15 protein-coding genes and 1 pseudogene are annotated in these 21,897 nt (G+C 64.7%); 11 read left to right on the top strand and 5 right to left on the bottom strand.

The window, feature by feature from the left end; all coding sequences use genetic code 11:
- The first annotated feature begins 9 nt into the window (after window positions 1-9).
- The 4 genes from kdpB to I5731_RS14620 are packed head-to-tail and all read left to right on the top strand — an operon-like array spanning window position 10 to window position 6,015.
- Window positions 10-2,046: a potassium-transporting ATPase subunit KdpB gene (gene kdpB / locus I5731_RS14635; RefSeq protein WP_197312136.1), complete on the top strand. Its 2,037-nt coding sequence runs from the start codon at window positions 10-12 to the stop codon at window positions 2,044-2,046.
- 11 nt (window positions 2,047-2,057) lie between these two features.
- A complete protein-coding gene (gene kdpC, locus I5731_RS14630; RefSeq protein WP_197312135.1) occupies window positions 2,058-2,651 on the top strand; it encodes a potassium-transporting ATPase subunit KdpC in 594 nt (197 codons plus the stop codon).
- Complete coding sequence (locus tag I5731_RS14625) at window positions 2,648-5,323, top strand: sensor histidine kinase (RefSeq protein WP_197312134.1); 2,676 nt, start codon at window positions 2,648-2,650, stop codon at window positions 5,321-5,323. The genes kdpC and I5731_RS14625 overlap by 4 nt, the downstream gene beginning before the upstream one ends.
- Window positions 5,320-6,015: a response regulator gene (locus I5731_RS14620; protein WP_197312133.1), complete on the top strand. Its 696-nt coding sequence runs from the start codon at window positions 5,320-5,322 to the stop codon at window positions 6,013-6,015. Before I5731_RS14625 ends, I5731_RS14620 begins: the two co-directional genes overlap by 4 nt.
- A 486-nt stretch (window positions 6,016-6,501) precedes the next feature.
- Here the strand turns inward: I5731_RS14620 and I5731_RS14615 are convergent, their stop codons facing one another.
- The 4 genes from I5731_RS14615 to I5731_RS14600 all read right to left on the bottom strand — a co-directional run bounded on the left by I5731_RS14615 (window position 6,502) and on the right by I5731_RS14600 (window position 10,641).
- A complete protein-coding gene (locus I5731_RS14615; RefSeq protein WP_197312132.1) occupies window positions 6,502-8,007 on the bottom strand; it encodes a tripartite tricarboxylate transporter permease in 1,506 nt (501 codons plus the stop codon).
- A 1-nt stretch (window position 8,008) separates the two neighbouring features.
- Window positions 8,009-8,527: a tripartite tricarboxylate transporter TctB family protein gene (locus I5731_RS14610; RefSeq protein ID WP_197312131.1), complete on the bottom strand. Its 519-nt coding sequence runs from the start codon at window positions 8,525-8,527 to the stop codon at window positions 8,009-8,011.
- Between the two features lie 5 nt (window positions 8,528-8,532).
- Entirely contained in the window at window positions 8,533-9,507 is a 975-nt protein-coding gene (locus I5731_RS14605) for a Bug family tripartite tricarboxylate transporter substrate binding protein (protein ID WP_197312130.1), read from the bottom strand.
- A gap of 69 nt (window positions 9,508-9,576) precedes the next feature.
- Window positions 9,577-10,641, bottom strand: a complete 1,065-nt coding sequence (locus I5731_RS14600; protein ID WP_197312129.1) for a 4-oxalomesaconate tautomerase — start codon at window positions 10,639-10,641, stop codon at window positions 9,577-9,579.
- 93 nt (window positions 10,642-10,734) lie between these two features.
- On the opposite strand from I5731_RS14600, the gene I5731_RS14595 reads away from it, so the two are divergent.
- Complete coding sequence (locus I5731_RS14595) at window positions 10,735-11,646, top strand: LysR family transcriptional regulator (protein ID WP_197312223.1); 912 nt, start codon at window positions 10,735-10,737, stop codon at window positions 11,644-11,646.
- 804 nt (window positions 11,647-12,450) lie between these two features.
- On the opposite strand, the gene I5731_RS14590 is transcribed toward I5731_RS14595, so the two are convergent.
- Window positions 12,451-12,846 (bottom strand): hypothetical protein, encoded by a 396-nt coding sequence (locus I5731_RS14590; protein ID WP_197312128.1) that lies wholly within the window; start codon window positions 12,844-12,846, stop codon window positions 12,451-12,453.
- Window positions 12,847-13,221: 375 nt separating this feature from the next.
- Between I5731_RS14590 and I5731_RS14585 the strand changes: the two genes are divergently transcribed.
- The 6 genes and pseudogenes from I5731_RS14585 to I5731_RS14555 all read left to right on the top strand — a co-directional run bounded on the left by I5731_RS14585 (window position 13,222) and on the right by I5731_RS14555 (window position 21,806).
- A complete protein-coding gene (locus I5731_RS14585) occupies window positions 13,222-13,431 on the top strand; it encodes a helix-turn-helix domain-containing protein (protein ID WP_197312127.1) in 210 nt (69 codons plus the stop codon).
- Window positions 13,424-16,447 (top strand): annotated as a pseudogene (locus tag I5731_RS14580) (BPTD_3080 family restriction endonuclease); the annotation flags it as partial. The gene I5731_RS14585 and the pseudogene I5731_RS14580, both read left to right, overlap by 8 nt.
- Window positions 16,448-16,866: 419 nt before the next feature.
- Window positions 16,867-17,508 carry a hypothetical protein gene (locus I5731_RS14575; protein ID WP_197312125.1) on the top strand — a complete coding sequence of 214 codons (642 nt, stop codon included), beginning with the start codon at window positions 16,867-16,869 and terminating at the stop codon, window positions 17,506-17,508.
- The gene (locus I5731_RS19835; RefSeq protein WP_235981810.1) at window positions 17,508-20,669 is read left to right on the top strand and encodes a site-specific DNA-methyltransferase; all 3,162 of its coding nucleotides are present in this window, start codon (window positions 17,508-17,510) and stop codon (window positions 20,667-20,669) included. Before I5731_RS14575 ends, I5731_RS19835 begins: the two co-directional genes overlap by 1 nt.
- Window positions 20,670-20,685: 16 nt before the next feature.
- Entirely contained in the window at window positions 20,686-21,276 is a 591-nt protein-coding gene (locus I5731_RS14560; RefSeq protein WP_197312124.1) for a hypothetical protein, read from the top strand.
- A 104-nt stretch (window positions 21,277-21,380) separates the two neighbouring features.
- Window positions 21,381-21,806 (top strand): hypothetical protein, encoded by a 426-nt coding sequence (locus tag I5731_RS14555; RefSeq protein ID WP_197312123.1) that lies wholly within the window; start codon window positions 21,381-21,383, stop codon window positions 21,804-21,806.
- Window positions 21,807-21,897: the final 91 nt, after the last annotated feature.

The raw sequence follows: 21,897 nt of genomic DNA, 5'->3' as shown, positions 1-21,897 counted from the left end.
GGCAATCCCATGTCGAAACCTGCCAAGACGGCCGATCTGTCCGGCCTCTATCCCGCCGCGATCCGCGAGAGTTTTACGAAGCTCGATCCCCGCAGCCTGTGGCGTAATCCGGTGATGTTCGTCACGGCCGTCGTCGCGGCGATGACCACGGTCCTCGGCCTGCGCGACCTTGTGACCGGCGTCGCGGGCGCGGGAACCAGCCTGCATATCGCGGCCTGGCTTTGGCTCTGCGTCCTCTTCGCCAATTTCGCCGAGGCTCTCGCCGAAGGGCGCGGCAAGGCGCGGGCCGACACGCTGCGCGCGACAAAATCGGAAACCCGCGTGCGGGTGCTGGCGGCACCCGACGACGACCCGGCCACGGCGACCGAAACGACCTCCACCGCCCTGCGCGCGGGCCAGTTCGTCCACGTCTCGGCCGGCGAGATCATCCCCGCCGACGGCGAGGCAATGCGCGGCGTGGCGTCCGTCAACGAGAGCGCCATCACCGGCGAAAGCGCGCCCGTGATCCGGGAGGCCGGGGGCGACCGGTCGTCGGTCACCGGGGGCACGACCGTCGCCTCAGACTGGCTGGTCATCCGCGTCACGGCGGAACCGGGCAAGAGCTTCCTCGACCGGATGATCGCGCTGGTCGAGGGGGCGGAACGACAGAAGACCCCGAACGAGATCGCGTTGAACATCCTTCTGGTCGGGCTGACGCTGATCTTCCTCTTCGTCGTCGTCACGCTGCCCGCCTTCGCGAGCTACTCGGCCACCACCATTCCGGTGATCGTGCTGGGTGCCCTGTTCGTGACGCTGATCCCGACCACGATCGGCGGACTGCTGTCCGCCATCGGCATCGCGGGAATGGACCGGCTGGTGAAGGCCAACGTGATCGCCAAATCGGGCCGTGCGGTCGAGGCGGCGGGGGATGTGGACACGCTGCTGCTCGACAAGACCGGCACGATCACCTTCGGCAACCGGATGGCCGATGCGCTGATCCCCGCGCCCGGGGTGGACCCGCGGCGGCTGGCCGAGGCGGCCGCGCTGGCCTCGCTGGCCGATGAAACGCCCGAGGGCAAGTCGATCGTCGACAAGGCGCGCGAGGGGCTGGGCCAGGTTCCGGCAATGCCCGAGGGTGCCGAGGCGGTGGCCTTTACCGCCCAGACCCGGCTGTCGGGGCTGGATCTCGCCGATGGTCGCAGCTTCCGCAAGGGCGCGACGGATGCCGTGATCCGCCTGACCGGACAGACCCCGCCGCAGGCATTGGCGGCGCAGGTCGATGCCATCGCCCGGTCGGGGGGCACGCCTCTTCTGGTGGCCGAAGGGACGGAAATCCTCGGCGCCGTCCACCTCAAGGACATCGTCAAGCCCGGCGTGCGCGAACGCTTTGCCGAGTTGCGTGCCATGGGCATTCGCACGGTGATGATCACGGGCGACAACCCCCTGACCGCCGCCGCCATCGCGGCCGAGGCAGGGGTCGATGACTTCCTGGCCGAAGCCACGCCCGAAATGAAGCTGGACCTGATCCGCCGCGAACAGGCGGGCGGGCGGCTGGTGGCCATGTGCGGCGACGGCTCGAACGACGCGCCCGCCCTGGCGCAGGCCGATGTCGGCGTGGCGATGAACGCGGGCACCCCGGCCGCGAAGGAAGCCGCGAACCTGATCGACCTCGACAGCGATCCAACGAAGCTGATCGAGGTGGTGCTGGTGGGCAAGCAACTCCTGATCTCGCGCGGCGCACTGACCACGTTCAGCATCGCCAACGATGTGGCGAAATACTTCGCGATCCTGCCCGCGATCTTCATCGCGGCCTATCCGGGCCTCGGCGCGCTGAACATCATGGGACTGGCCTCGCCCACGTCGGCCATCCTGGCGGCAGTGATCTTCAACGCGTTGATCCTCGTGGCGCTGGTGCCGCTGGCGCTGCGCGGCGTGCGGTACCGCCCGGCCAGCGCGGCCGCGCTGCTGCGGCGCAACCTTCTGGTCTACGGTCTCGGCGGGTTGATCGTGCCCTTCGTCGGGATCAAGGCCATCGACGCCACCCTCGTCGTCCTGAACCTTGCCTGAGAGAGAGAGACATGCTCCGCCATCTTCGCCCCGCCGTCGCGCTGACCGTTTTCTTCACCCTGCTGACGGGACTTGCCTATCCTCTGGTGATGACCGGAGCTGCGCAGGCCATGTTCCCGACCGCCGCCAATGGCAGTCTGATCGACAGGGATGGGACGATCATAGGCTCCGAACTGATCGCACAGCCCTTCGCGGGCGAGGCCTGGCTGCACCCGCGCCCGTCGGCCAGCGGCTGGAACGCCGCCGGAACGGGGGCGTCGAACCTCGGGCCGACGTCGGCCGCGCTGATCGCCACGGTCGCCGAACGCCGCACGGCCTGGGAAGCGGCGAATGGGACCGCGGCGCCGATCGACGCCATCACCGCTTCCGGCTCCGGTCTCGACCCGCATATCAGCCCGGAAACCGCGCTGGCGCAGGCCGGCCGGATCGCCGCCGTGCGCGGGGCGGAGGCGGGCGCGGTGCGGGGCGTGATCGCGGCCGGCATCGAAGGGCCGTTCCTCGGCCTCTACGGCGAGCCCCGCGTGAATGTGCTTCTCACCAACATCGCGCTTGACGCCGCCTTCCCGTTCCCACCCGCTGAAGGCGAAGGACAAGCCACCGAATGACGCCCGATGCCGATATCCGCCCTTCTCCTGAAGCACTCCTCTCGCGGGCGGCGCGTGAGGGGCGGGGTCGGCTGAAGGTCTTTCTCGGTGCGGCGCCGGGTGTCGGCAAGACCTGGGCAATGCTGGACGACGCACACCGCAAACGCGCGGAAGGCGTCGATGTGGTGGCGGCGCTGATCGAGACCCATGGGCGGGCCGAAACGCAGGCCAAACTGGCGGACTTGCCGCAGCTGGCGCGGATGCCGGTGATCCACAAGGGCCGCGCCCTCACCGAGATGGACCTCGATGCCCTGCTGGCGCGCAAACCCGCACTCGCGCTGATCGACGAGCTGGCCCACACCAACGCGGACGGCAGCCGCCACGAGAAGCGGTGGCAGGACGTCGAGGAGGTGCTGGCCGCCGGGATCGACGTGTATACCACGCTGAACATCCAGCACATCGAGACGCTGAACGAGCCGGTGGCGCGGATCACCGGCGTCCGCGTGCGGGAAACCGTGCCGGATGGCGCGCTGGAGATGGCCGACGAGATTGAACTGATCGACCTGCCGCCGGATGAACTGGTCGACCGGCTGAAGCAAGGCAAAGTCTATCCGGCGGACCAGGCCGCCCGCGCGCTCGGATCGTTCTTCGTCAAGGGCAACCTGACCGCGCTGCGCGAGCTCGCAATGCGCGCAGCCGCCGATCGGGTCGATGCGCAACTGCGCGAGCACATGGCCGCCAATGCCATCACCGGCCCCTGGCCGACGCAAGAACGCATCCTCGTCTGCGTCAACGAAAGCCCCGCCGCGCGCGAGGCGATCCGGGTGGCGAAGCGGAGCGCCGACCGGGCACGAGCGGAGTGGATCGCGTTGAATGTCGCACAGGCGCGGACGGAGGCGCTGCCGGAGGCCGACAAGGACCGGCTCGCGGGCAGCCTGCGGCTCGCCGAGCGGCTGGGCGGGGAACTGGCGACGCTCGAGGTCGAGCATGGGATGGCCGAGGCGATCCTGACCTATGCCCGCGACCGCAATGTGCGCCGCATCGTGATCGGCCGCCCGCGGCCCCACCCGTTCTGGGCAAAGTGGACGTCGGAGCATGTCGCGACCGATGTCTTGCGGAAGGCCGGTCCGTTCGAGGTCACAGTCGCCTCTGAACCGGACGAGAAACCGACGGCAAGCCGCTTCCGCCTGCCGCGTCTGGGGTCAGAACCGCGCGCCTGGGGTGAAGCGATGCTGGCCGTCGCCATCGCCTCGGCCTGTTCATGGGGCGCCGAGCAATTGTTCCCGGTCGCCAGCCTGAGCGTGATCTACATGACGGCCGTCATCGTGGTGGCGAGCCGCCGCGGTCTGGGCCCTGCTCTCGCGGCTGCCGTTCTGGGCTTCATGGCCTACAACTTCCTCTTCACCCACCCGCGCTACACCTTCCACGTCTCGCGGCAGGGCGAACTGCTGACCTTGGGGCTGTTCCTCGCGGCATCGCTGGTCACCGGCAACCTTGCGGCGCGCTTGCGAGCCCGGGTGGACGCCCAGTCCGCGATCGCCGACCGCACCAACAAGCTTTACGACTTCAGCCGCCGGGTCGCCGCCGCCGCCACCGCCGATGACGTGGTCTGGGCCTCGGTCAGCCATGTAGCGACGACGATGCGCTGCGAGTCGGTGCTCTTGATGCCACGCGGGGCGGAGTTGCGGGTGGTCGGCGGGTTTCCGCCCGAGGATCGGCTGGACGTGCGCGATCAGTCTGCCGCACAGTTCGCTTGGGAAAAGGGCGAGGCGGCGGGCCGGGGGTCCGACACGTTGCCGGCGGCGCGGTGGTTCTTCCTGCCGCTGGTGGCGGGCGACCGGCGGCTGGGTGTCCTCGGCATCGCCTATGCCGACAACCGCCAACTGCTGCGCACTGACCGCCGCCTGCTCGACGCGCTGATCGACCAGATCGCCCTGGCGCTGGAACGGCTGCGCCTGACCGAGGACCTGGCCGCCACCCAGCTGGCGACCGAGACCGAACGGCTGCGCACGGCCCTGTTCAACAGCGTCAGCCATGACCTGCGCACGCCGCTGGTGACGATCATCGGCGCCGCTGGCCATCTCGCCGATGCCGACCTGCCCCGGGATACGCGCCGCGATCTGGCCGAGAACATCCGCGAGGAAGGCGAGCGGCTGGACCGTTATGTCCAGAACCTGCTTGATATGACCCGTCTCGGCCACGGCGCGCTGAAGCCCCGCCTTGCGCCGCAGGATGTGGCCGAGATCGTCGGCGGTGCCCGGTCACGGATGAAGGGCGTCTTGCGCGGGCACGACCTGCGGGTGGACCTTGCGCCGAACCTGCCGCTGATCCTCGCCGACGGGGTGCTGCTGGAACAGGTGCTGGTCAACATCCTCGACAACGCCGCCAAGTATGCGCCAGAGGGAACCGCGATCGACGTCGCCGCCCGGTTGCAGGGGATCCGCGTCGAGATTTCTGTTACAGACCGTGGCCCCGGCATCCCCCGCGACGATCAGGCCCGTGTGTTCGACATGTTCTATCGCGTGGCCGGGGGCGACCGTCAGAGGGCAGGCACCGGCCTCGGCCTTGCCATCTGCAAGGGGCTGGTCGAGGCGATGGGCGGCTCGATCAGGGCCGAGACCGGCTGGCCCGATGGCACCGGCACGCGGATCCTGATGGCGCTCCCCCTCCACAAGCCCGAGGTCGCTGCGTGAGTGTCACTGCCCGTATCCTCGTCGTCGACGACGAAGCACCGATCCGCCGACTTCTGCGCGTGGCGCTCGAGGCCGAAGGCTATGGTGTGATCGAAGCCGGCACGGCACGAGAGGGTCTCGCGATGGCGGCCCGCGAAGCGCCGGCCCTCGTCGTGCTCGATCTCGGCCTGCCGGATGCCGACGGCCTGACCGTGCTGCGCGACTTGCGGGGCTGGAGTCCAGTCCCGGTCCTCATCCTGTCGGTGCGCGCCGACGAAGGCGACAAGGTCGAGGCGCTGGACGCGGGCGCTCAGGACTATGTGGTCAAGCCGTTCGGGGTCAAGGAGTTCCTTGCCCGGGTCCGGGGCCTGCTCCGGGATCGCGCGGGCGAGGCCGTACCGTCGATTCTGACCATCGGCTCTTTGCGGATCGACGCGGCCGATCATTCCGCCACCCTGGACGGGGTGCCTCTTCACCTCACGCGGCGGGAGTTCGACCTGCTGTGGATGCTGGCCAGCCACAGGGGGCGGCTGGTCACCCAGGAGATGATCCTGCGCGCCATCTGGGGCCCCGCCCATGCCGAGGACAGCCAATACCTAAGGGTCTACATCCGTCAGCTGCGACAGAAGCTTGCCGATGATGCGACCAATCCGCGATTCATCGCGACGGAGCCCGGCATCGGCTACCGGTTCCTGGATACCCCGGCGAGCTGATCGCGCGCGTGGCTTGGAAACCCTCGTTCAGAAAGACACTCGGCGTGGCCCAAGCGACCGCTGTTGCCGCGGCACCCTACAGTCGGAAGACCTTCGCGAAGGAAGCCGGCGGAGGGAACGAGACGGCGGGCGAGCCTTCTCTGGTTTGCGGCCAAAGCGCCAGCGAGGTCGCCGATGTGGCACTTGGCGTGATCCGAGGGTCGTTTGGCGCGATCCGAGTTTGAGACGACGCGCGGGTTCCATAACTCCATCCCATCGGCGATGGGACCAGTTCTTCACCGAGACATGCGGAGGCAGAAGGCAGGCAAGATCGCCAACGCTCGCGCGGCGACAGATCGGACCGCTCCTGCCGGCTACCCTGCCCCGGGCTTCACAACGCGGTGTTTCTGGAGCTTGCGTCGATGAAGGTGATGTACCGGCGCGGGACCGCTTTGCGCCTCGTTGAACGGTCCAACCGGGCGGCGCGAGGCCGCCCGGTCGGATGCGTCAGGCGTCCTTGAACACCTCGTCGCGCGACCGGCGGATCGTCGGCAGCACGGCGATCAGCAGGGCGACGGCGCCGATCGCCAGCAGGAACGCCGACAGCGGCGAGGTCACGAAGGTGAGCATGCTGCCGTCCGAGATGATCAGCGCCTGCCGCAGCTTTTCCTCGAGCAACCGGCCGAGCACGAAGCCGAGCGCCAGCGGCGCCGCCTCGAAGCGCAGCTTCCAGAGCGCGAACCCGACGAGACCCAGCAGGCCGGCCAGCATCACCTGCGCGGGCTCGTTCGAGATCGAGAACAGCCCGATGCAGCAGAACGCGACGATGGAGGGAAACAGCAGCCTGTAGGGCACCTGCAGCAGCTTCACCCACAGCCCGATCATCGGCAGGTTGATGATCACCAGCATCAGGTTGCCGATCCACATGCTGGCGATCAGGCCCCAGAACAGATCCGGATTGCGCTCGATCACCTGCGGTCCCGGCACGATGCCCTGGATCATCATCGCCCCGACCATCAGCGCCATGACGGCGTTCGGCGGCAGGCCGAGGGTCAGCAACGGGATGAAGGAGGTCTGGGCGCCGGCGTTGTTGGCCGATTCCGGGCCGGCCACCGCCTGCGGCACGCCGGTTCCGAAGTCCTGCGGGCGCTTCGAGATCCGCTTTTCCATCGCATAGCTGGCGAAGGGGCCGAGGATCGCGCCGTTGCCCGGCAGCACGCCGAGGATCGAGCCGATGCCGGTGCCGCGCAAGATCGCACCCACGTTCTCGCGCAACTCGCGCATCGTCGGCAGAAGCCGGCCGATCGAGGTGCGCACGACGTCGCGCTTTTCGGGATCGGCGAGGTTCTTGAAGATCTCGGCAAAGCCGAAGATGCCCATCGCCAGCACGACGAACTCGATCCCGTCGCTCAGCATGTGCAGTCCGAAGGTCATGCGCTCGCGCCCGGTCTCCATGTCGGCGCCGACGCAGGACAGCAGAACGCCGGCGAGGATCATCGCCACCGCCTTGACCAGCGAGCCGTGCGCCAGCACGACGGCGAACACGAGGCCCATCACCATCAGCGAGAAATACTCGGCCGGCCCGAACAGCAGCCCGAGCCGGGTCATCGGCACGCCGATGGCGGCGATGACGATGGTGGCGATGGTGCCGGCGATGAAGGAGCCGATCGCCGCCAGACCCAGCGCCAGCCCGGCCTGACCCTTCTTCGCCATCTCGTGCCCGTCGAGGGCCGTCACCACGGCCGTCGCCTCGCCGGGAATATTGACCAGGATGGCGGTGGTCGAGCCGCCGTACTGCGCACCGTAGTAGATGCCGGCGAGCATGATCAGCGCGCCGGTCGGGTCCAGCGCCAGCGTCACCGGCAGCAGGATGGAGATCGTCGCCACCGGACCGACGCCCGGTAGAACGCCCACCAGCGTGCCGATCAGGCAGCCGATGAAGCAGAAGAAGACGTTGTTCAACGTCAGCGCGACCGACAGGCCGAGCCCGAGGTTCTGGAACATATCGATCATGTCAGTATCCAATCGCCCAGGGCGCCACGGGCATCGACAATCCGAGCGCGTAGCGGAACAACGCGATGCAGATGGCCGACAGCACGACAGAGAAGATCGCCAGTTCGCCGACGCGGACATCCTTGGCGGCGAGACCCGAGCAGAAGATCGCGAGCGGCGTCGCCACCGCCATCCCCAGCACCGGCACCTTGAAGGCGCCGAAGTCGAAGCCGCGGATCGTGACGGCGAACAGGAAGATCCCGAGCAGCACCGGCAGCATGTCGCGGATCGGCCAGCGACCGGTCGTCTCCTGCGGCTCGTTCCAGGTCACGACGATCTGGATGATCCCCATCAGCGTCACCAGGACCGACAGGGACCGGGGCAAGAGCCCCGATCCGACGCCGCCCTGGGTGAAGAACGGCAGTTCCGAGCTCGCGTAATAGGCGAACAGTCCAAAAGCCACGAGGCAAACGCCAGCCAGCCGTTCGAGGCCGATGATGGGTTTGGGTGGCAGCCTCGGGGGCGTTGCATCGTGGCTCATGGGGCTCACTCCACCTTGATGCCGGCGGATTCGACCACCTCGCCCCAGCGCGCGCGCTCGGAGGCCATGAAGTCGGCGAAAGCCTGCCCGCTGAGCGTCGAGGGCACGCCGCCGTCATTGCGCAGCTTGGCGACGAACTCCGGATCCGACAGCGTCTCGGCCGTCGCGGCGGTCAACCTGGCGCGCACGTCCTCCGGCAGGCCCTTCGGGCCGAGCACGCCGTACCAGGCGGAGGCGCTGTAGCCTGGAACGCCGGCCTCCGCGACCGTCGGAACGTCGGGCAGTTCGGGGAACCGCTCGGTCCCGGTCACGGCCAGGGCGGTCAGCGTACCGTCGCCGACGAGTCCGATCACCGAGGGGATCGTGGTGACCATGAAGTCGATATGGCCGCCGACCAGATCGTTCACCGCCGGGCCCGCCCCCTTGTAGGGCACATGCTTCAGCGCGATGTCGGCGGTCTGGCCGAGCAGCAGCGTCGCGACATGGCTCGCCGATGCATTGCCCGCCGACCCGTAGATCAGCTCGCCTTCCTTCGCCTTGGCAAGGAACTCCTCCATCGTCTTGACCGCGAGCCGGGGCCCGACCACCACGACTAGCGAGGCATCGGCGATCATGGCGATCGGGTCCAGCGCCTCGGCCGGGTCGTTCTTCAGGTTGAAGATGTGCGGGTTGACCACCATCGGGCCTTGGTTGCCGACCAGCAGCGTGTAGCCATCCGGATCGGCGCTGGCGACGACATCGGTGCCGATGTTGGCCGCGGCACCGGGGCGGTTCTCGACGATGACGCGGCCGCCGAGCGCGGTTTCCAGCCGCGCCGCGAAGACGCGGGCAATCGCATCCGTGCCGCCGCCGGCCGCATAGGACACGACCAGCGTGACCGGCTTCGACGGGTAGTCCTGCGCCGCGGCAGGCAGTGCCACCGCGCTCATCATGGCAAGGCCGGCAAGCAGGGCGCTGCGGCGGGTGATGTTTTTCAGCATGATTTGATCTCCTCCCTTGTAGTCAGCAACTCATCGTCGGACCCGGTTTCCCACCGGGGCCGAAGATCCTCAGTTCCGCTGCCGCACCAGAGCTGCTCCCTCGAACAGCCGCCGACAGGTGCGCATGACGAAAACGGCTGGTGCTCCTCCGGCACCTATCTCCACCCGGACGACCATGGTGCCGTTGGGGTGCTCCCAGGTCAGGTCACCCTGACGGAATTCCGGCAAGGCCGATCCGACGATGCTGTCCGGCAGCGTTGCCGCCAGCGCCAGCGTGACCGCGCCGGTGGTCGCGAGCGACGAGTGGCAGGTGTGCGGCGTGAAGTAGCGCACGGACAGGTCTCCCGAACCCGTGGGCTGGCCGACCAGAACCGGTTTCGGCAGCACCGAGTCGGCGACGTCGCCGAAGCCCATCCGCAGCCCGGCGATCCGGCGCACGGCCTCGAGTCGCGCCATGAAGTGCGGGTCCGCATCGAGGACCGACGCCGGTTCGCGGCCCGTCAGGCCGAAGGTCTCGGCCCGCGCGATGACCATTGGCGTCGCCCCGTCGATCAGCGTGACCGGCACGCCGTCGATGACCTCCTGCGGCGATCCGGTGGGCAAAAGGCGCCCGGTCTTGGCGCCCATAGCCTCGCGAAACGCGAGGTAGACCGGGGCCGCGGTTCCCGGCACGCCGTCGATCGCCGCCGCGCCCTGGAAGCGCAGGTCCCCGTCCGGCGTTCCGACACGCGCCTCGATGATGGTGCCGGTGTTGACGTTGTGCACACGGACGGTGGTCTCGCCGGGCACGGCCTGCACGAGGCCCGAGGCGATCGCAAAGGGAGCGACGGCCGAAAGCATGTTGCCGCAGTTGGGCGCGGTATCGACCGAGCGTTCGGCGACCTTGACCTGCGCAAAGAGGTAATCGACGTCGGCACCGACGCGCGATGCGGGTCCGACGATGGCGACTTTCGACGACAGCGGGTTGCCGCCGCCGATGCCGTCGATCTGCAGGGGATGGCCCGAGCCCATGATTTCGATCAACATCGCATCGCGGGTGGCGGGGTCGGCGGGCAGGTCGCGGGAGAGGAAGAACGGCCCCTTCGACGTTCCGCCCCGCATCAGCACGCAAGGAATGCGGATCAGGTCGTCCATCGGCGGTCGGCTCCTTCCAGGGCGTGTTGGAAGAATGGAATGCCGGATCGTCATTCTGTTGTGAAATGCGAAGATTGGCGTCATTTATGCACGATGCGGAATAATTTCGAGTTCCTCGACCTCAAGGCCTTTCTTGCCGTGCTGGAGCATTCCTCCTTCAACGAGGCGGCGCGGCGGCTGAACCTGTCGCAGCCGGCGCTGTCGCGGCGGATCAAGGGTCTGGAAGAGGCCGTCGGCGCTCAGTTGATCGAGCGGACGACGCGCCATGTCGCGCCGACGCACGTCGGTCGCGAGTTGCTGCCGCTCGTGCGCCGGCTGGTCGACGAGTTCGAGGAATCGATCCTCTCGATCTCGGATCTCGGCGGGCGACACCGGGCGCAGGTGACGCTGGCCTCGGTGCCGACGGCGGCCTTCTACTTCCTGCCGCGTGTGATCGAAGCTTTCAATGCCCGCTATCCCGGTATCCGCTTCCGCATCCTGGACCTCTCCGCCAACGAGGGCCTGGAAGCCGTCGCGAATGGCGAGGTGGAGTTCGGGATCAACATCACGGGTGCGGCGCGCGACGACCTGAGCTTCACCGCGCTCGTCGACGATCCCTTCGTGCTGGCCTGCCGCCGCGACCATCCGTTTGCGAAAGCGGGATCGCTGACCTGGCGCGACCTCGAAGGCCATCCCATGATCGGGGTCTCCAAGACATCCGGCAATCGCGCGGTGCTCGATCAGGCGCTGGCCCGGGCCAACCTGCATCTCAACTGGTTCTATGAAGTCAATCACCTGTCGACGTCATTGGGGCTGGTCGAGGCGGGTCTCGGCGTGTCGGTGGTCCCGAAGCTCGCGACGCCGCAGGTCGAGCACCCGCTGATCGCGACCGTGACGCTGGTCGACCCGATCGTCAGCCGTTCGATCGGCCTCGTCGAACGCCGGGGCCGCCGCCTTTCACCCGCGGCCGTCCGCTTTCGGGACATGCTCGTGCACGAGTGGGGCGGCTCGTCGCCGCGCAGCTGATCTATTGAAGATACGTGGCGGTGGGGCGACCTCGACGTCGATCATCTCGTCCACCCGAGGGCGCCAAAACGCTGCCCGCAATCACCCGCCGCCGGCTTAAGATCGTTGCAGAGCATCGGAGCCGGTTGCGGCTTGACGATCATCTGCGCGGCCTAGGTGTCTCATCAATTGAAGAAATCGAGCTGGGCGCGCTTCGTTTCCAATTGCGTGGGTATTTGACAAGACCTGAGGCCGAAAGGCTAGACTTGTTGGTGCGTGCGCGCAATGCACTTGCGCATCGCCAACCTGTAAGGCCCGAAGACGCCCTCTATCTCCTCCGCACATAGGCTCCGTTGCCTCAGGACATTCCGTTTGGTCCAGTCAAATTCCGGTGCCTCCTTGTATTTTAGAAGGCTGCCTCGACGTAGACCCCGGCGCAATCGTAGGCGACGGCAGCGGCCGTCGCACCGGTGTTCAGGAACAGCCGCGGCGACGGGAATTTCGTGGCCGCTGGCAGGTCGACGGCGATCTCTTGCTTGAGGAGCGCGCCGGAAACTTCGTCGACGACGCGTACCAGGACGGAACTACCGTTAGGTGGCGCGGCGATGGAACAGGGTCATCGCGCCGACTGCAGCGATAGCGAAGCTCGCCCCCATGGCCATAAGCGTCGGCGAGCTGGTCCATCGTTCGCGACGAGCAGCCAGCGGGTGTGGGTCCAGCTCGGCAAGCTGACGCCGATGCAGTTCACCACTGGGGCCAGTTTCAGGGTCGTAGTTGGCACGGTCATTGGCCAGCACAGACGAAAGAAGCTCAGGCCGGTTTAGATCACGCGTTGATGCGGGGCGCGGTCGGCGGTGAGCCAGTGATGAGGCCTACGACATCAAGCCGCCCCCTCCCCCGGCGACACCCACGTCTAGATCCGGCCACAGTCGCGTCCTGCGTCACCGGCCCCTTAAGCGGGCCATACTGGACCGCGAACACCCCGTCGAACACCGCGTCCGCCGTGCCGCGGGTGACCACCGCGCGGACGTAGCGCACGGCCGGACGGAAGATGTCGAGCACCTGCAGCTTGTTGTCGTCGGCTGCGGCGATGGGGATTGCGGTGCCGGCGAGGTCGGCGGCGTCGGAGAGGTTCTCGTCAAGGCGCTGGCCCGGGCGTTCCGGTGGAAGCGGGCGCTGGAGACCGGGCAGTTCGCGACGATCAACGATCTCGCAGAACACGAAGGGATTGCGCCGTCCTACCTGACCCGCGTTCTGCGGCTGACGCTGCTCGGGCCGGACAACGTCGGGGCGATCCTAGACGGGAGACAAGGCGCCCCAGGTGACGATGGCTCGGCTGCCAGATCCGAACCCGCTGGAGTGCGAACATCAACGGTTGAACTTGAGGCTCATAACCTGAACTTCACAGGTTCCAACGCTGCTACCGCAACCAAAATACAAGAATTAATGCAGCAGGATATGCAAAAGCCTCGCCAGCGGGGCTTTTGCTTGTATCCGCACCGTGTCCGCTTTCAAGGCCATTCTGAAGCACACCTAGTCAGGTTTGGCAAAGTCTAGCATCTTCTGATGCATTCGAATCGAGAAAAGGTCGGGTCCATGCCGGACTCGATTCTCATGCTCCCTGAGGTGGCGGTGTTGCTGAAAGTCGCCGAGACGGCTGTCTATACGAAGGCGCAGCACGGCCAGCATCCTGCGATAAAGGTGCGTGGGCAGTGGCGTTTCAAACGATCCGATCTCGAGCAGTGGATTAAAGATCAAAAGGCGGCGGTTGAAGGCGAAGCCTCGAAAGGTGACGCGCATGACTGAGCAATTCTTCGAAAAGCCGATCCTCAACGCGCCCTATGCCTTTCCGGCGCGGCACTGGGAGCTCGATGCCGATGGCCAGCCCACCAACCGGATCATCGAGACGCGGCGCCGGTCGGACCTGATCACGCCCGTTCCGAAGCCGAAGAAGCGGCGGCAAAACCAGAAGCAGGGCTCGCTCCCCCTCGGCGGCGACGACGACCTGTCGACCGAGGAGCAGGAATACAATCCGACGCCGATCATCAACGAGATCCGGACCTATGTCGAGACCTGGCGCAACCTGCCGAACCCGGACCAATGGCTGGTCACCCCGGAAACCGCCCGCCTGCTGCAGCACTGGCGACACCACGAGTTCAACGGCATCAAGCCGTTCTTCTGCCAGATCGAGGCCGTCGAGACCGCGATCTGGCTCGTCGAGGTCGCGCCGAAGCTCGGCGCGAGAGCGGCGAAATTCTGGGCCCATATCAAGGGAGCCAACGCGCAGGCGAACCCCGAGCTGCTGCGCCTCGCCCTGAAGCTCGCCACCGGCGCCGGCAAGACCACCGTCATGGCGATGCTGATCGCCTGGCAGACGGTGAACGCCGTCCGGCACCCGAACAGCCGGCAGTACTCCCGCGGCTTTCTCATCGTCGCGCCAGGCATCACCATCCGCGACCGCCTGCGTGTCCTGCTGCCCAACGATACCGAGAGCTACTACCGGCATCGCGAGATCGTGCCGCCGGACATGCTGGCCGACATCGACCGAGCCAAGATCGTCATCACCAACTATCACGCCTTCAAGCTGCGCGAGCGCATGGAGGTCGCCAAGGGTACCCGCACGGCGATCGAGGGATGGCGCGGCGAGAAGCTGCAGACACTCGAAACCGAAGGCCAGATGCTCCAGCGCGTGATGCCCGACCTGATGGGCATGAAGTCGATCGTCGTGCTGAACGACGAGGCGCATCATTGCTACCGCGAGCGCGTCAGCGACACCGAGGACGACCTGAAGGGCGAGGAAAAGGAGGAGGCGAAGGAGAACAACGAGGCGGCCCGGATGTGGATTTCCGGCCTCGAAGCGGTCAAGCGCAAGCTCGGCATCGCGCTCGTCTACGACCTGTCCGCGACGCCGTTCTTCCTGCGTGGGTCGGGCTATATCGAGGGCACGCTGTTTCCCTGGACCATGAGCGACTTCTCGCTGATGGACGCCATCGAATGCGGCATCGTCAAGCTGCCGCGCGTGCCCGTCGCCGACAACGTACCGGGCGGCGATACGCCGAAATTCCGCAATCTCTGGGACCATATCGGCAAGAAGCTGCCGAAGAAGGGGCGCGGCGCCTCCGGCCGCTCGCTCGACCCGCTCAGCCTGCCCGCCGAACTGCTGACCGCGCTCGAGGCCCTTTACGGCCACTATGCGAAGACGTTCGCGCTGTGGGCGGCCGAGGGCATCGGTGTGCCGCCGGTCTTCATCGTCGTGTGCAACAACACCTCGACGTCCGAGCTCATCTACAAATACGTCTCCGGCTTCCATCGCGACAACAACGACGGATCGACCACGCTCGAGAACGGCCGCCTGCCGCTGTTCCAGAACTACGACGACTTCGGCAACCGCATCGCTCGGCCGAACACCATCCTGATCGACAGCGCGCAGCTCGAATCCGGCGAGGCGCTGGACAAGGATTTTCGCGAGATCGCCGCCGACGAGATCGAGCGCTTCCGCCGCGAGATGGTCGAGCGCACCGGCAATGCCCAGGCGGGCGACGACATCGATGAGGCGACGCTGCTGCGCGAGGTGATGAACACCGTCGGCAAGACGGGCAAGCTCGGCGAGCAGATCCGCTGCGTCGTCTCGGTGTCGATGCTGACCGAAGGCTGGGACGCCAACACCGTCACTCATATCCTCGGCGTGCGCGCTTTCGGCACCCAGCTGCTCTGCGAGCAGGTGGTCGGCCGCGGCCTGCGCCGCCAGTCCTACGAGCTCAACGACCAGGGCCTGTTCAACGTCGAATATGCCGACGTGCTCGGCATTCCGTTCGACTTTGCCGCCAAACCGGTGGTCTCGCCGCCGGCCAAGCCGCGCGAGACGGTGCGGGTCCACGCCGTGAAGCCGGATCGCGACGGCCTCGAGATCGTCTTTCCGCGCGTCGAGGGCTACCGGGTCGAACTGCCCGACGAGCGGCTGGAGGCGAGCTTCGGCCCCGACCACGTGCTCGAACTGACGCCGCAGCTGGTCGGGCCCTCGGTGACAAAGAACCAGGGCATCATCGGCGAGGGCGTCGACCTCACGATCGCCCACCTCGACGACATGCGCGCGTCGACGATCCTGTTCCACCTCACCCGGCACCTGCTCTACGCCAAATACCGCGACCCCGGCGAGGAGCCGAAGCTGCATCTGTTCGGCCAGCTGAAGCGCATCACGCGCCAGTGGCTGGAGGGCGGCTATCTGCGCTGCACGGGCGGCACCTATCCGGCGCAGCTGGTCTACAAGGAAATCGCCGACATGGCGGCCGAGCGGATCAAGGCGGCGATCACGCTCAGCCTGGTCGGCGAGAACCCAGTCAAGGCGATCCTCGACGCCTATAATCCGACCGGCTCTACGGCCTTCGTCAACTTCACGACTTCGAAGGAAACCCGCTGGGAGACCGGCGGCCCGCCGCCGAAGTGTCACGTCAACTGGGTCGTCTGCGACAGCGACTGGGAGGCGGAATTCTGCCGCGTCGCCGAAGCCCATCCCCGCGTGCGCGCCTATGTCAAGAACCAGGGCCTCGGCCTCGAGGTGCCGTATCTGACCGGCTCGACCGCCCACAGATATCTCCCCGATTTCATCGTCCGGATCGACGACGGCCGGCCGGAACCGCTCAACCTCATTGTCGAGATCAAAGGCTTTCGCGGCGAGGACGCCAAGGAGAAGGCGAACACCATGCGCGCCTACTGGGTGCCCGGCGTGAACAACCTCGGCAAGTTCGGCCGCTGGGCCTTCGCCGAGTTCACCGCCGTCTATGAAATCGAGGCGGAGTTCAACAAACTAATACTTAAATTTTCAGCAGACTCAACTGGGATGAATTTTGAATCAAGGCGCGTTAGATCTGAATATTCAATAAAAACACACTTTGGAGATCAACAGAATCTAACTCGATTCAATAAAGCCTTATGGAAAAAACTTGAATCGTCAGTTCAAAATTCAATTAATCTTTCTTCAATTCGTGCCGCAACAAATGAGGTAAATTGCGAAATTTCGGATGCTCTGGCTGTGGTTGCGCTTCTCTCCAGCCGATCGGTTGGACTGCTGAGAATGGTGATGCACGCGAATAACTCCGAACAGGAGAATATCTCTGAGGCTGAATTGGTTCGCAAATTAAGCGACTGGCTTAAAGATGGAGTTATGTCCGATGCGGATTGGCGCACTTGGGCCTCGAACATTGAAGTGAGCTGGACCTTGGCAGCATCTACTGAGGTGACGTCATGACCGACACCGAAAATAGCTTATTTGCCCTGTTCCTGCTGGCAAAAAGCAAGGCCCCATCGTATTTCGAATTGTTGTCGGCTAAAAATGAGATTGAATTCGACAAAGCGTTTGATGCCATTTTAGAAGACGCCGTCATCAAAATAGAGCAAAATGGAAAGAACTACGCTAACTTGAACGAGAATGGGCTTACTGGGGTGCTTGCTGCTGCACTATCGATCCCAGGACTAACCGTTACCCAAGAAACAAATTCAAATGGACATGTTGATCTTGTTATCGAAGCAGATCACTGTAGCCCGAAACGCCGAAAACTTGGAGAGGCCAAAATTTACAATGGACCAGCATACCATGTATCTGGACTCGACCAATTACTAAACAGGTACACAACAGGGCGCGAGGGGCGTGGCCTTGTTATCACATATGTAAAGAAAAAAAATATCTCTGTCTTAATGGACGAAATACGAAATTACATGGATACAAATTTGCCTTGCAATCAAAAGGGAGCTTCTACAAACCATACTCTGAAATGGTCGTTTCTATCCATTCATACTCACTCATGCGGAGAAGATCTCCAAATCAGTCATATCGGTTGCAATCTGTTCTTCGGACAAGATCTCAGCAGTAGGGACGGAGAACAGTGATGACCAAGAAGCCCATCGCCGTCGAGAGCCTGCGCCATGATGCCGCCACGCGGAAGAATATTCCGACGGCGGAGTATGAGAGCGTGATGAGCGAGGCGGAGAAGACGCCGGTGCAGCTCGCTTATCCGCGGCGCAACCCCGATCTCGATCCGCAGCTGGTCTGGCGCGGCAAGGATGTCGCGGACTGGTCGGACCTGATCGTCGCCGCCCCGCCGCTCTACATCCAGGAGAAGGTGCACCCGAAGGTCATCATCGACGACCTGAAGCGGGAGGCGAGGCGCCGGGCGATGGCCGACGCCCCGCCGGCCCCCGATCTCTTCGCCGATTTCAACGGCCTGCCCGACCGCGAGGCGGCGACCGAATTCTACGCCCACGACCAGCACTGGTCGAACCGGATGATCTCGGGCGACAGCCTGTCGGTGATGGCAAGCCTCGCCGAGCGCGAGGGCCTGCGCGGCAAGGTGCAGTGCATCTATTTCGACCCGCCCTACGGCATCAAGTTCAACTCGAACTTCCAGTGGTCGACGACCTCGCGCGACGTCAAGGACGGCGCCAGGGACCAGATCACCCGCGAGCCGGAACAGGTGCGCGCCTTCCGCGACACCTGGCGCGACGGCATCCACTCCTACCTCACCTACCTGCGCGACCGGCTGACCGTGGCCCGCGACCTGCTGCACGAGAGCGGCAGCATCTTTGTGCAGATCGGGGACGAGAACGTCCATCGCGTGCGGGCGGTGATGGATGAGGTGTTTGGGGAATCGAACTACATTTCCAGCATCATTATCCAGAAGGTGACTGGCGTTTCGACCAATTATCTGACTGATCAGAATGACGTAATTTTATTTTATGCGAAGAACTCCGACAAAACGAAATTCCGCAGGATGTTTGTTCAGAAAATGGACGTCGAAAGCGCAAGCGGTAGATATTCGCGTGCCATTGACTCGGCCGGACAAACGCGGGTGCTTACCGCTGCGGAAAAGGACGACCCGACCGTTCTATCGACTGATTTGCAGGCATATCGCGGTGACAACCTCGTTAGCTCAGAGTTCCGACCGGACACGACGGTTGACTTCACCTTTCAGGGAAACCGAATTCATCCGGGTAGTTCAAACCATTGGAAAACAAGCCTCACCGGACTGGCGCGCGCTTCAAAGGCAACTCGAATTGAAGGAACGCGAGGCGCAAAGCTACAATATATTCGGCAACTTGCCGATTTTGCAGTAATCGAAAAGGGCAATGTTTGGACAGACATCAGTGGTGCTGTTCAAAGCCGATCTGATCCGAAAATATATGTGGTTCAAACATCTTCTGCCGCCGTTGCCCGCTGCATCCTGATGGCCACCGACCCCGGTGACCTCGTGCTCGACCCCACCTGCGGCTCGGGAACGACGGCCACCGTCGCCGAGCAATGGGGGCGGCGCTGGATCACCATCGACACCAGCCGTGTCGCCATTGCGCTCGCCCGCTCGCGGCTGATGGGCGCGCGCTATCCCTATTACCTGCTCGCCGACAGCCCGGAGGGGCAGCGGAAAGAGGGCGAGGTGACGCGGTCGGCGCCGAAGATGGCGCCGACGCGCGGCGACGTTCGTCACGGCTTCGTCTACGAGCGCGTGCCGCACATCACGCTGAAATCGATCGCCAACAACGCCGAGATCGACGTGATCTGGGAGAGGCGCCAGCCGGCCGTGGACGACGCGCGCGCCGCGCTCAACGCCGCGCTGAAGGGCCATCCCGTCTCCTTCAAGGTGGAGACCGGCGGGCGCGCCGGGGCGACGATCGACTTTGCCGCGACCGGCGAGGTGACGCTGCCCTCCGGCGAGGCCGCCCCGGCGGACGGCTTCATGGAATGGGAAATTCCGCGCGAGGCGCCTGAGGTGGCCGGCAAGGGCGGCTGGCCGCCGGCGGCCCGGGAGGCGCTCGCCCGCTTCTGGGACGCGCGCATCGCCCGGCAGAAGGAGATCGACGCCTCGATCGCCGCCCGCGCCGAGTTCGAATATCTCTACGACAAGCCCTATGCCGACAATTCCCGCGTCCGCGTCGCCGGTCCCTTCACGGTCGAAAGCCTGTCGCCGCACCGCACCCTCGCCGTCGACCAAAACGACGAGCTGATCGACCTGCTGGAGGCCGCCGAGGGACGGCGCAAGACCGCCGAGCGCGGCGATGCCGTCACCGATTTCGCCCACATGATCCTGGAAAACCTGAAGGCCGCCGGCCTGCAGCAGGCGCACAAGGCCGACCGGATCAGCTTCACCAGCCTGACCGGCTGGCCCGGCCGCTTCATCTGCGCCGAGGGGTTGTTTCTTGAAGGCGAGCCGGGCGGCAGCGCCGCCGGTCCGGACGCGGCGGGCGCCGGCGCCAGTCCGAAGGTGAAGCGCGCCGGCATCTTCATCGGCCCGGAATTCGGCACCGTCTCGCGCCCCGACCTCGTCGCCGCCGCGCGCGAGGCCGGCGACGCCGGTTTCGACGTGCTGGTCGCCTGCGCCTTCAGCTACGACGCCCATTCCGCCGAATTCGACCGCCTCGGCCGCGTCACCGTGCTCAAAGCCCGCATGAACCCCGACCTGCACATGGGCGCCGACCTGAAAGCCACCGGCGCCGGCAACCTCTTCGTCATCTTCGGCGAGCCGGACATCCGCTTTGTCGTTGGGGGGACTGCCAAATGTCTGATGGAGATCGAGAATAGAAAAGCCCGAATTCAAACCATCAACTACGAATTGACTGGGCATTCGAAACTCAAAGACGACGAAACGAAAGCTGTCGTAACTCGCCTGCAGCTGGAAAAGGCGAAGGGTGAGCGCTTTATCGCAGCTGCGGAGGCTCTTCCAGATGACCAAGTGCTCGTCGAGATCTGGGGTGTCGACGTGTTCAAGCCGCAGACCGGCGAGGTGATTTCCGAGGGCACCGACGGCATCGCGCTGTGGATGCTCGACACCGACTACAACGAGGAAAGCTTCTTCGTCCGCCACGCCTACTTCCTCGGCGCCAACGACCCCTACAAGGCGCTGAAGACGACGCTGAAGGCCGAGATCGACCAGGAAGCCTGGGACACCCTCCACTCCGACACCTCCCGCCCATTTGCAAAACCTGCGAGCGGCCGGATCGCGGTGAAGGTGATCAACCACTTGGGGGATGAGGTTATGAAGGTGTTTACGGTGGAGTGAAGCGAGCGAGGAAACAATGGACAGCGCCGCATCGATAAACTGGGCTGAGATCATCAAGGCGTCCTCGTCGCCACTAGGACTTGCTGCGCTCACGATTCTCGCGCTAGCAATCGTGGCTCTGACGTTCTTTCGCGGTGAACGCGACTGGCGCGTACGAATGGTTGCTTTTGTTTTGTTGTTGGTGGGGTTTGGAGGTTTCGCCGCAGCAATTAACCTAGAGGCGGCGGAAGAAAAAGAGAAACGAGCGCGCGAGGAGGTTGCCGTCGTGCCCCCACCAGTTCCGGACCTCTGTGAGGGAATCGACATTACAATGACGCCGCACAACGCAATAGGACATGCTTGGTGGTGTGGAACAGGCGGCGCAACCCGCACCCCGGCTCAACAGGCAGTAAGAGATCGAACTCCTAGCTGCATTGCCTACGCGCAGCGGCCTTTCGCCAACTTGTCCCAGAATCAACTTTGGGCCGAAGCGAGATCATTAGCAAAACAAGGAAGGGACGATGAAGCCATAGAACTCATCGACGCTTGTCAATGTCACAATCCAACCTCACAAGCGCTGATTCAGGAAGGACGACTGAAAGTAATTTGCTATCTGAAGAAAAACTAATTCGCAGAATGATATGGAATGTCGATGGAGACGCTCGGGGCCAACGCCTGATGGATGTCTGAAGCTAATGTTTACATGGTGTCTTTTTAGGGTAAGAGCTCGATATGAGATTTGTAACCGACGCTGCCGACATCCCCTACTTCATCCCTCCGATGAAAAATGCGAGATCGCATCACGTCATATCGAGGGGCCAGTCCCCGAATTTCTATCGCCTCGAAGATCTTCATGATAGCGGGACGGGGCATACGCCTTGGGTGGCGGCATTCGAGAGGATGTTTGTCGGACTTTTTCTCGCCCTCGATGCGCCCGTGCCCTATGCGTTCCGCACACCGGATGGCAGGGTTCGGTCGCTCGACGCAGGCTGCATGAAGTGGCTCAGCAACCGCTCCCCGGCCGAGATCGAGTTTACGCTTGATGCAGAGGGCTTCATCGACACGGTCGTCCCATCGGCGAACCTGCTCGCTCGGTATGAGCAGGATAGACTTGTGCTCCGGGACCGCATCATCAAGGCAACGCCGGGCGACGACTGATGGACTTCCGCATCGCCGACACCTTCACCGACAGTCTCGCGCGCCTGACCGCGCAGGAGCAGAAGGCCGCGAAGACCACGGCCTTCGACCT

The sequence above is a fragment of the Methylobrevis albus genome (genome assembly GCF_015904235.1).
Taxonomy (GTDB): domain Bacteria; phylum Pseudomonadota; class Alphaproteobacteria; order Rhizobiales; family Pleomorphomonadaceae; genus Methylobrevis_A; species Methylobrevis_A albus.
Note: the sequence above shows the minus strand (reverse complement) of the source record. Positions and strands in the feature narration are given on the sequence as shown.

Coding starts and splice junctions, on each gene's coding strand:
- kdpB (WP_197312136.1), top strand. CDS start 10: ATGTCGAAACCTGCCAAGACGGCCGATCTGTCCGGCCTCTATCCCGCC.
- kdpC (WP_197312135.1), top strand. CDS start 2,058: ATGCTCCGCCATCTTCGCCCCGCCGTCGCGCTGACCGTTTTCTTCACC.
- I5731_RS14625 (WP_197312134.1), top strand. CDS start 2,648: ATGACGCCCGATGCCGATATCCGCCCTTCTCCTGAAGCACTCCTCTCG.
- I5731_RS14615 (WP_197312132.1), bottom strand. CDS start 8,007: ATGATCGATATGTTCCAGAACCTCGGGCTCGGCCTGTCGGTCGCGCTG.
- I5731_RS14610 (WP_197312131.1), bottom strand. CDS start 8,527: ATGAGCCACGATGCAACGCCCCCGAGGCTGCCACCCAAACCCATCATC.
- I5731_RS14605 (WP_197312130.1), bottom strand. CDS start 9,507: ATGCTGAAAAACATCACCCGCCGCAGCGCCCTGCTTGCCGGCCTTGCC.
- I5731_RS14600 (WP_197312129.1), bottom strand. CDS start 10,641: ATGGACGACCTGATCCGCATTCCTTGCGTGCTGATGCGGGGCGGAACG.
- I5731_RS14595 (WP_197312223.1), top strand. CDS start 10,735: ATGCGGAATAATTTCGAGTTCCTCGACCTCAAGGCCTTTCTTGCCGTG.
- I5731_RS14585 (WP_197312127.1), top strand. CDS start 13,222: ATGCCGGACTCGATTCTCATGCTCCCTGAGGTGGCGGTGTTGCTGAAA.
- I5731_RS14575 (WP_197312125.1), top strand. CDS start 16,867: ATGACCGACACCGAAAATAGCTTATTTGCCCTGTTCCTGCTGGCAAAA.
- I5731_RS19835 (WP_235981810.1), top strand. CDS start 17,508: ATGACCAAGAAGCCCATCGCCGTCGAGAGCCTGCGCCATGATGCCGCC.
- I5731_RS14560 (WP_197312124.1), top strand. CDS start 20,686: ATGGACAGCGCCGCATCGATAAACTGGGCTGAGATCATCAAGGCGTCC.
- I5731_RS14555 (WP_197312123.1), top strand. CDS start 21,381: ATGAGATTTGTAACCGACGCTGCCGACATCCCCTACTTCATCCCTCCG.